Annotated in this window: 1 protein-coding gene and 4 pseudogenes; 2 read left to right on the top strand and 3 right to left on the bottom strand. The window is 40.0% G+C overall.

Annotated elements, in window-relative coordinates; translation table 11 throughout:
• Window positions 1–201, bottom strand: a pseudogene (locus DXB63_RS12785) (DDE transposase); the annotation flags it as partial.
• Between the two features lie 25 nt (window positions 202–226).
• Window positions 227–569 (bottom strand): annotated as a pseudogene (locus DXB63_RS12780) (hypothetical protein).
• Between the two features lie 197 nt (window positions 570–766).
• Between DXB63_RS12780 and DXB63_RS18430 the strand changes: the two are divergent.
• Together DXB63_RS18430 and DXB63_RS12770 are read left to right on the top strand one after the other, a co-directional pair.
• Window positions 767–1,154: pseudogene (locus DXB63_RS18430) on the top strand (transposase).
• A gap of 28 nt (window positions 1,155–1,182) precedes the next feature.
• Window positions 1,183–2,159, top strand: a pseudogene (locus DXB63_RS12770) (transposase).
• 85 nt (window positions 2,160–2,244) lie between these two features.
• On the opposite strand, the gene DXB63_RS12765 reads toward DXB63_RS12770, so the two are convergent.
• A complete protein-coding gene (locus DXB63_RS12765) occupies window positions 2,245–4,029 on the bottom strand; it encodes a T9SS type A sorting domain-containing protein (protein WP_122126807.1) in 1,785 nt (594 codons plus the stop codon).
• Between the last annotated feature and the right edge of the window lie 223 nt (window positions 4,030–4,252).

The following is a 4,252-nucleotide window of genomic DNA, read 5'->3' as shown; positions in this document are numbered from 1 at the left end:
CCTTTCCTTGTTTATCAGAATAGTATATAGTTCACCACGGGAGAGGGCAACCTCATCAATGCCGACATAAGCACTAATATTCTTCTCATACAACATCCAGTCTTCAGCATGGGGAAGCTGCTCCCAATGCAAATAATCACTCAGATGATTGCGGTATTGCCGCTCTAACAACTCACCGTCAACACCATACAACTCACCCAGCAGCTTGCAACTCACCGGATGGCTATCAATATAATGCTTTTAAAAAAAACGCAAAATCTTGCGTCAAACGGGTATCTGCAGCCAATATACGCCAGTCTCGGCTGATATAACTATTATCGGGCTTCAGTAGCCAGCGACGACGACGAATATTCAGGAAAACTTTTTTCCCACGTAAAGGGAAATCCTGAACTACCACAGGATTATTAAAAACCTTTGCTTTCGGTTTCCTTACCCGCATATTCCAAAGGAACAACATTCTTTTCCTCAAGGTAAATGACAACCTCAGAACCACTCTCTTTTACATCGACAATATCAAAATAATCTAAGGTGCCTTCGGGAAGAAGAAGGCGATAACCGTTTGTTTCCATTATTATATAATTGGGAGGCAAAGATAAGAATTTAGACTTAATCCCTCAGGTTTTTACGTTGATCCAGAATTGGTTCACTCTTTTAGGTTCAATATGTTCGTTATTTTTGTCGTAAATAAAGCCGTCGGGAAATATGAGTTTTTGAGTGCTCATTCTGAAAATTTGGGGTATTTGATTAAAATTCCTATTTTAGCATCATGAAAACTCCTTCTCAATCCATGCCATTAGCTGATGCCCTAAGTTTGTTTTTACCTTCGGACTTGCTTGATTATTTTACGCTTGTCGATAGTATATTCCTCAAGATACCTGTTTTATCCTTTATTTGGAAGAAAAAGCCGTTATCCCTAGTGAGTATTCTCACCTTCATCTTCATTCCAAAGGCTTCTTTCCCGAGATTGAAGTCCAAGATTTCCCTATCCGTGGAAAAGCGATATACCTGCGTATCAAACCAAACATCGACGTTGGGAAGATCCGACAACAGGGCAGGTCTATAGTCATGACTGGACTTTGGTATCCTCCGGCACTCGCATCACAGCAGAGTTCGGAGCATTTTTAAAAGAACTACTTAGTCAATCATGCCGTTAGCTGCCAAAGTGTAGCTGAACATTATTGCATGAATGGCAAACAGCTTCAGAGTCAATACAAGGAGCATTTAAGTGATTATAAAGCCTGGGAGCAAAAAGAGCATACGGAAGACTATATTCTTTATTCCAAGAATGTCGGTTACCGTCTTTGTATAGACGAGACAGCCCTAAGCAAGGGAGAACTTTACACAACCATTATCAATAAGGACAAACGTGGAAGGAAAGGTTCTATTGTAGCAGTCATAAAGGGGACTAAGTCGGAAGACGTTATAACTGTACTAATGTTGATTCCTGCAGATGTACGCCGGCAAGTCAAAGAAATCACCTTGGACATGGCCGCAAGTATGTATAAAATCGCCAGGACATGTTTTCCACGGGCGATGCAGGTCATAGACAGATTTCATGTGCAAAAGTTGGGGTATGAAGCAGTACAAGAACTGTGTATTACCTATCGCTGGCAAGTAATCAAGTAAGGAAACAAGCGGATGAAAGAAGCATGCAAGAAAGGGATGGACTGTGAACCGGAAGTATTTGAGAGTAGAGATACACTCAGGCAACTTTTAGCCAGAAGCAGATATTTACTTTTTAAATCACCCGATAAATGGACAAAAAGCCAGAAGATTAGAGCAGAAATCTTATTTAAACAGTTTGAGGATATCAAACAGGTATACTACTATTCACTCCAATTGGGAAAGATATTCTCTACTACTTATGACAAGGACATGGCAAGAGTTAAACTGGCGTTATGGTACAATAAGATAGAAGAATATGGATATGGTACATTTTCCGCTGTGGCTAATTCGATTGGAAACCATTATGAAGGGATATTGAACTTCTTTGTGAACAGAAGTACAATGCGTCGGCAGAAGCATTTAACGCAAAGATAAAGGCATTTAGGGCATCATTTAGAGGTGTGGTAGACAGAAACTTTTTCCTCTTTAGATTGAGTATATGCATGAGGGAATTAACAATGGTTAATTCCCCAAGATTTACGACTGAGCCATAAAAACCTTTCTGTACTAAATAAGAAAGGTGCTGACTAACAATCAAAGGTTAGTCAGCACCTTTAAAATTGATATTTATCTTCTATCTTAATTGACAGAAACGGTCTTAACCACTATATTTCCATCTATGGTAGTTAGTTTCACCAAGTAAGTGCCTCTACCTGCGATGGATGCCATTGGTATGCTAGAGGAAACGGAAGATGATTCATAAACAACTCGTCCCGATAAATCGAAGATATTTATTTTGCAAATATCACCGTCGATATAGAGTATATCGGTTGTCGGGTTCGGGTAAACTTTGACTTCTGTTGCTTCTGCTTTCGGAGCTGCAACTCCTGAAGCCGGGTTCAGATCAATGAAATAAGAAATATATTGCCCTTTATCTTCCAAACTCCAAGCATCCCAAAGGAAAGCAGAGAAAACAGTACCTTCGGGATTGACGGAAATTGTTCCGGCTATTAAGCTATCCGGTACATTAACAAGGATTTCATTACCGTCTTCGTCATATTTAACACCTGTATAGTCAAATGATAGATTTTCAGTCATCCAATTATAGGCAGGTAAATTTTTGGCTTTCATCCAGTCAAAGAATGACATTGCTTTCTTGCTTCCGGTCGGAATGACATAAGCGTTGCGGGTGTATTCCATACTTGGACTTGCCATAAATACAGTTCCGTCATTTAGGACAGAACAGGTGATAATGTCATTACCGTCAAGTTGGATCATGGTTGGTTTTTCTGCTTGTAAATCGAAACATACAGGTACCGTAATTATTTCTGGTTCCAAAGCCAAAGGATCTCCGTTCGGATCAGGACAAGAAAGGGAGGATACATAATAACGTCCGTTTTCGGAAGTGACTACTTCATTAGACCCAAAAGCTTTGTTAGTACAAGCTTCATAGAATACATCATAGAAAACATTTGTAGAGTCTTGATATGCTTTATATTCTTTTTTATATTTGTCAGATGCCTGTGTGTATTCTTCTTTTTTTGTTTCGTTTTTCAAATAGTCATCGTAAAGCGGATATGACGGATATTTATCTATTAAACCTTGATAGTAGAGATCGACAGAATCTTCATAAAGTGCCATAGCATCATTATACTCGGTTAATTCTTCTTCCGACATATAATTTTGTATTTTTGGTTGCTTTGGCTCATAGTTCGGCCAAGCTGGGAACTCGGTTCCTTCCTTATAAAGGAGTTCCTGTCCGAGTGTTTGGTAAGACCATTTTCCTTCAGCATCTTCTTTGTAAACAATCAGACAAGGGTACATACCAGTATAATCGACAATTTGTCCAAAAATTGTTTTTCCATCAGCGGAGATAGAACGTGCAGTTATATACTGTGGTGCTCGTCCCGAGAAATCTTTTGTTGGTTGTGGCAAACGTTGATAGAGTCCGTATTTGCCATCTTCTCCTTTGGTCCAAACCACTGGTGCCAGCATTTGATTGTTGTTATCAAGTCCCCAGCGGCTGCAAGCGAGACTTCCTGCGATACGCCGTCCGTCCGGTGTAATAGCGTCTGCCGAGTTATAAACAATGGTATCAGCTTCCGCTAACGGAAGTAAATTCCATTCTCCATCTTGCCAATAGGCTGGTTGGCTGTCACTGATACCTCCTACGATAATTCCGTCGTTGTTGATGGCATTACCCTGACCGATTGAATAAGCACTGCCTTCTTCTTCACCATATACATAAAACACGGAGTCGGCCCGGTTGAAAATGACAACACTGCCTTGCATAGCCTGCGTAGTCCATTGTCCGTTAGGAGACATTTTGTCGAATAGTAAACCTTCGTACTTCTTCATTGTCTGTCCGAAGCAAGTGCATGCTATAAAAGATGCACATGCGAGTGTAAGTAGTTGTTTCTTCATATTAAATATGATTTAGTAAATAAATGATTGGGGGAGTATGAGTCCCCCTTTTTTATGGAATAAATATTTTAGTGTGAATTGTATTGCCGTCGGCAATGATCCGGATAAGATAGAATCCCTTGGGCAATGCTTCGTTTTGTACTCTCATACCGTTGGTCGTATAGATTTCCAGATCGTGATTTCCTGTTATGACAACTCGTCCATTCTCCACGTGAAGATTTAG

Source organism: Bacteroides sp. OM05-12 (assembly GCF_003438995.1).
In the GTDB taxonomy this organism is placed as follows: domain Bacteria; phylum Bacteroidota; class Bacteroidia; order Bacteroidales; family Bacteroidaceae; genus Bacteroides.
This window is presented reverse-complemented; position numbering and strand designations above follow the sequence as displayed.

Excerpts from the sequence above, each read along its gene's own strand:
- DXB63_RS12765 (WP_122126807.1), bottom strand. The coding sequence starts at position 4,029 with ATGAAGAAACAACTACTTACACTCGCATGTGCATCTTTTATAGCATGC.